At 35.6% G+C, this 6344-nt stretch carries 2 protein-coding genes and 1 pseudogene; 2 read left to right on the top strand and 1 reads right to left on the bottom strand.

What is annotated here, in order from left to right:
* Positions 1-664: 664 nt before the first annotated feature.
* Positions 665-1159 carry a thermonuclease family protein gene (locus F6K40_RS37965; protein WP_293144790.1) on the top strand — a complete coding sequence of 165 codons (495 nt, stop codon included), beginning with the start codon at positions 665-667 and terminating at the stop codon, positions 1157-1159.
* Positions 1160-1674: 515 nt separating this feature from the next.
* Positions 1675-4545, top strand: coding sequence for a plasmid replication protein, CyRepA1 family (locus F6K40_RS37970; RefSeq protein WP_293144793.1), 2871 nt, complete (start codon positions 1675-1677; stop codon positions 4543-4545).
* Positions 4546-5305: 760 nt separating this feature from the next.
* Here the strand turns inward: F6K40_RS37970 and F6K40_RS37975 are convergent.
* Positions 5306-6269 (bottom strand): annotated as a pseudogene (locus tag F6K40_RS37975) (IS5 family transposase).
* Positions 6270-6344: the final 75 nt, after the last annotated feature.

Here is a 6344-nt window from a genome sequence, read left to right on the forward strand (position 1 = left end):
TACTGACTCGGTACTTGGGCTTGGACTTAGACCTAGACTTGGACTTACTCATATCTACTTTGGTGTAGGTTGATTGTGCCACGCACTGTTATTTTTACCCTATTTGCTCTCTTTGTGCAACAAAGCCGTAGGGAAGTACAAATAAGGAGGGCAAAGCCTCTTATTTGTACTTCCTGTCTCACCCTTGTCCCCATTATCTGTTTAGGTTGTTGTACGTTTTTTTGAAACTGAAGAAATCATTGTTCGCCGACACCGTAGCGAGCCAGGAGCAATGGAAGAAGAACGAAAATTAGAAAACAACAAATTTCAGTTGGCTCCGAACACTTGCAGGAGACAATTGAAATTTGATTGTTTTCAATTTGAGTACGACTGGAGTGCGACGCGAGCTGAACTGTTGCATATAATTCTATTTAAAAATTTAAAATATTTAGATAGAACAAGCACCTATATCACTGCAATCAGTAAACAGCACTTATTGATATCACTGCAATCAGTAAACAGCACTTATTGATATCACTGCAATCAGTAAACAGCACTTATTGATATCACTGCAATCAGTAAACAGCACTTATTGATATCACTGCAATCAGTAAATATTTAACTTGCAATTAAATTGAAGAGATGTCATATTTAACTACTGTTATTACTTGTTAGAGACTGTAAAATGTTTGTCAAAAATGTGTTTTTTCAAAGTTTGATTGGAGTGTTAATACTTTTGTCAGGATGCACTCAGCTTACTGATATTTTAACTTTTAAAGATAGTCATATACCTGAAACTGAATATTGGCAAGTTGAGTCGGTAGTTGATGGTGGTCGCTTAATTTTAAAAAGGAGTTCTTATAAACGTGATCTACAACTTTGTGGATTAATTGATTTAACTTCAGAAGCCAAGTTTTATTTGGAAAAGCAATTGAAACAATCTCCACAAGAACTTCCTACTATATTTGCGAGCAAAAGCAAACATGGTTTTTGGTATGGTGATATTTGGGTAACATTCGGAAATGAGCAGGAATCTATTACTGGGCTTTTATTATTAAATGGTTTAGCCAGATTGAGTGGAGATTATCAGAATTGCCCTAATTCTGATGTTTTTAATTTTGCAGAGAATTCAGCAAAAGAACAGAAAATTGGTATCTGGAATAGTTTAATAGATGAATAATTTTTATTATGAAGATATACTTCAAAGGTACTACTTGATTCTCCATCGTCATTTATTATCTGTTGCAAAGCAAAAAGAAAAAGTAGAAAAATCAAATAAAAAAAGAAAAAGGAAAAAGAATTGACGTTGCTTTGCCTGGGGGGGACCCTTTGGGGGGGGTCCCAGGCAGAGCCAATGTCTATTCTTTATTCTATTCTTGATACTAAGACGTTAACTCAAAAAAGTTGTGTTTGTGTAGATGAAACGTATATGTATCAATGATTTGATGTTTTGAGGGGATGAAATTCAATTAAAACATCAAATCATTGGAAACAGGAATTGCATTTAAGCTGCAAGATTTCCTTTGAATGATGATTTGTGTGTAAAACTATTTAACGAGCCTTAATCATTGCGCTAGGCATCGGAGAATGAATGTTTAAATACTAAAAGGGAGAGCTGATATCAAAACTCTCCCCACTTTGCCCCAAGTAAGGGGGACATGGTATGTTGAAAAAATCTCACTAATCTCAAATACCATGTCAAAGCTATATTCTACAGTATTTAGCCGTCATTATCAAGAGCTAAAGAAAAGTTTCATCGATGATTTACTAATATCTCTGAACGTCAACTCCTCAGAGGGTTTCCAGCTTCAGTCCAAATATTTTGAATATTGGCAAGGTGATCGTACTAATACAGGCCGACCAGCAGGCCGACTACTAGAAAAAACCAACCATCTCCTTGCTGGGGCTTGGTTTGTGTATTTCCAAACCAAACAAGGATTAATCCCCCACTTCAAACCAGATAATCCCAGACCAGATAAAAGCAAAGAAGGTAAGTATATTAAATACGAACAAATATTGGGGGTTCCCAATGGAACTTTTATCCCTCGAATTACTTACCATCACATAAAGTTAATTGCCGAAAGAAACAATATTAAAATATATCCTAAAGGCGACTTAAATGCTTGCTATGAGGATGCTTGGAAGTGGATATCTACTAATAAAAAAATCAAAATAGGAATTACAGAAGGTGCTAAAAAGTCAATGGCATTAATGTCTGTTGGAGTACCTGCTATAGCCCTATCAGGAGTATGGAACTTCCATAACTCTAAAGTTGATAAGAAATTACTCGAAACATTTCACCAGTTTAAGGGTCACAAGTTCTGCTTCTATTACGACAACGACAAAAAAGAAAAGACAATAAATCATGTTGCTAAAGCAGCACAAAAACTTATTAAGCAAATTTCTATACTAGGAATTTCAAAGGAGTTTGAAAAATGTACATGGTCAAATACTAATTCTAAAGGAATAGATGATTATTTGTTTGACTATGATGGAGATGAACGACATTTAAAATATGAAGATTGTTTGTTTGGGGAAACGTTTCAAAAAGTTACTCCTGACTTAACATTGAACTCCAGATATCTTACTGATAAGAATAAAAAATGCCTTCCTGAAATTACAGAAGCAATTGATAATAACAAAGTAACAGCAATTTTATCAGCGAAGGGAACAGGTAAAACAGCAGCAATTAGTGACTACACTGCTCAATATTCTGAGTGTGGAATTAAGATTTTAGTGCCTACTCATAGAGTTCAATTGATGAGTGAACTTTCGAGTCGCTTTCAGATTGCGAACGCTTTTAACCATAGAGAATCACTAGATGAAGTGTTTGGTTTGTCGCTTTGCGTTGATTCTATGAGAAAAAATAGTTCAGTTAAATTTGATATAGAAAGGTTTGCTGATTGCATTCTTGTGATTGACGAGATAGACCAGGTCTTAGACCATCTAGTAAATTCGTCTACAGAGGTAAGAAAACATCGTCCTGTTATCATTGAGAATTTTATTATGATGCTGAAAATAGCTAGTAAAGTAATAGTTTCTAGTGCTGATATTACTCAAGATGTGATAGATTTCCTAGAAGCAAATACTGGAGAGAAAGTATTTATTGTTGAGAATCAATATAAAGACAAAATTGGAACTTGTCATATTTATACTCAGACACAACCTCAAGTTTTTTTAGGAGATTTGTATAAAGCTATTGATAGGGGTGATAATATTTGTTTCTTTACTTCCAGTCAAAGAATCTCTAGTTCCTACAGTACACAAAATTTAGAAATACTTTTAAAGAAACAATATCCGCATATAAAAGTAATGCGGATTGATGCTCATACAGTTGTAGACCCACAAAGAAGAGAATTCAACTGTATGAATAACATCAATGAATTCATAGAAACAGAAATTCCTGATGTGCTTCTTATCTCACCAGTTTTAGAAACTGGCATAGATATAACCTCTGAGCATTTTGATAGCTATTGGGGTATGAGTTGGGGGATTACTCCTGTTAATAGTTTTTCTCAAGCTATGGCAAGAATTCGGAAACCAATTCCTAGATATATATGGTCTTCAAGCTCGTCTTCTTGTTTGATTGGAAATGGTTCTTTGTTTGCTTCTGGATTAATAAGTTCTCAAAAGAATCAACTTAAAGTGAATGAGTTGATATTTCATCATTTTGATGACAACTTAGATGTTTATATAAATGATTCTTGCTTAACTTATTGGGCTACAAGAGGAGCTATTACTAATACTCACCTAAGAAGGCTAGTAAAATCAGTGATTGCAAAATTTGCTAGCGATTACAAAACTATCAGAATCAATAATTCCGCTATAAAAAAAGAGGAAAAGTGTAAGCTAAAGCAAATTATAAATGCTAACAAAATTACTAATATTCAAGCCCAATATGACCAGATAATAGCATCTCCTTTGCTTACTGATTCAGACTTTCAGAAACTCAAAGATAAAAAGCAGAAAACTTTAGATGAAAGATTGATGGAGCGTAAGAATAGTTTGGTCAGATATATTACTCCTAAAAGCAAAAAGCTTCAATTAACTCATAGTATTTTGCAGCTCGATGATGCTAAGTTACTACCTAAAATAAATCTTCACTGGCTTTTAACTTTAGGTTTGGAAGTAACTCATAAATTTGACAAATTGAGGCTCAATGATAAGGAATTTTCTATTGATTTGAATAAGAAATGTATGGCATTAAAAGTAGCTTATTTGACTCGCTTTAATGTCATCGAAATAATTAATAATCCTGATGAGTTTTATTTTAATAAACACTTGTTAATTAATGAGGTTGGGAGTAATATTCGGTGTGGTTTTAAGAAACTGGCTGAGGCTGATTTTACGATTAAGGATTTATGGAGTATTCGATACCTTTCTATAGAGTCTTTTGATATTCACCTTGTGAAGTGGTGTTTGTCTCTCTTGGGCTTTGAATTAAAGAGTTTTAAGCGGGTTCAAGGTGTTGTTTATTTCTCCCTTTTTGACCTTGCCATGGATAATCGTAAAATGCTTTTTGATTTTTGGAACACTGAAAGATTTGATTCTGACTTTTTGTGTTGATTAATTAATCAGGTGTGTAATATCCATATTAAATCTATTAATACGATATTGTCTACTCAAAATGCTGAAATTTTATACATGGACATACGGAGAACTATAAATCATACTAATTATTATTAACGATCAAGAGAACTCATAGGTATTAATGATGAGAGAACTAATAAGTTATACTATAGTTTCTTACTTCACTTTATTGAAGTTACAAATCAAGGGCTGATCATCTTTCCCTTTTGGAACTGGATTTGTATGGTTAAGCTTAGTTTTTGTAGTATAGATTAAAACTTTTGTACCAGACAAAACCGTCGCGGAGCAACAGTTTTATCCGGCGACTTGGGAGTATGAGGGGATTGTCGCTTAATCCCCTCATAAAATAAATGCGCAGCAACGATTGATTCTTTAAACCTTATCGAAATCCCGTTAGTGTGCTGCTTTAAATCCTTTTATACTAACTTTTTGAGTTAGTTCTATCTAAATATTTAAAACATTTAGATAGAACTATATCTTCAGCGCATTCAGTAGCACCCGCTCCCCAACCGAGCGCTGCTTTTATTATTAATTTAGTTGTTGATTTTCAACTTAAGCTCGTGTTGGGAGCGGGTGCAGCGCAGCGTTACTGAATGCGCACGATTTAAGAGTCTGAGAAGCTTATCGTTAAGATTCTCAGAAAAAAGAGCGCAGCAACGATATAGTCATAGGTTTAGTAGGGAAGGGCTTTGTTGCATGAAAGTAGCGATCGCAGCAACTCCCTTATGGAAGTGAGCTAGATTTCAACTTTGTAGCTTTTGGGCTTACCCGTTTGAATCATAAGGTTGAGCATGGTACATTGTATGAATAACTCCACTGCCTGAGCATCAAATTTTCGTCGTCTCAACTTCCCTCCAAATATTACTTTGAGCCTAAACATAGTAGTTTCAGATAAGGAGCGTCGATGGTAGCCACATTCACGTTTCCATTTTTGGCGTCCTACTTTTCTGATTCTTCTGAGATTTTCATCTCTGGGATGAGGTGTGTATTTACAGTTGCCATGTTGACCTATTACTGCATTTTTCCTGGGTGGAATAGTTGCTTTTGCCCCTCGTTGCCTGGCTTTCTCATAACACTTATACTTATCATAGGCTCCATCTCCTGATACTTGGCCTATTTCACCGTCTACTCCATCTAAGAGGTCAGAAAATACTTGGTCATCACTCAGATCATTGGTGCTGACGACCCCACTGACTATCTCTCCTGTAGCCTCATTTACTCCTAAATGTAACTTACGCCATGTACGCCGTTTACTTATACCATGAACTCTTGTTTTCCATTCACCCTCCCCGTACACTTTCACCCCTGTAGAGTCTACTACCTTCCGGAATGGCTTCATTGGTTGGTATAACTGGCAGTTGAACATTCAGTTTTTGTAATCGACGGGATACAGTGCTATGGTCTGGTATCGGTAAATCTAGGTCCATCAATTCAAATATAGATTCCACAAAACCTTCGGTCTGTCGTCCGGCCAGACTAAACAATGATTGTATAGTCACCATAAACTCAATGGCTGTATCACTATATGTATTTGATGCTCCCCTGCGTCCTGTCCTCTGTTGGTTTACCCACTGCTCTATTACTTCATCAGTCAGCCAAAATGTCATACTCCCTCTTTGCTTTAAGGAAGCATCATACTCAGACCAGTTACTGACTCGGTACTTGGGCTTGGACTTAGACCTAGACTTGGACTTACTCATATCTACTTTGGTGTAGGTTGATTGTGCCACGCACTGTTATTTTTACCCTATTTGCTCTCTTTGTGCAACAAAGCC

Origin of the sequence: Okeania sp. SIO3I5, from assembly GCF_010672085.1 — a bacterium.
Taxonomy (GTDB): Bacteria; Cyanobacteriota; Cyanobacteriia; order Cyanobacteriales; family Microcoleaceae; genus Trichodesmium.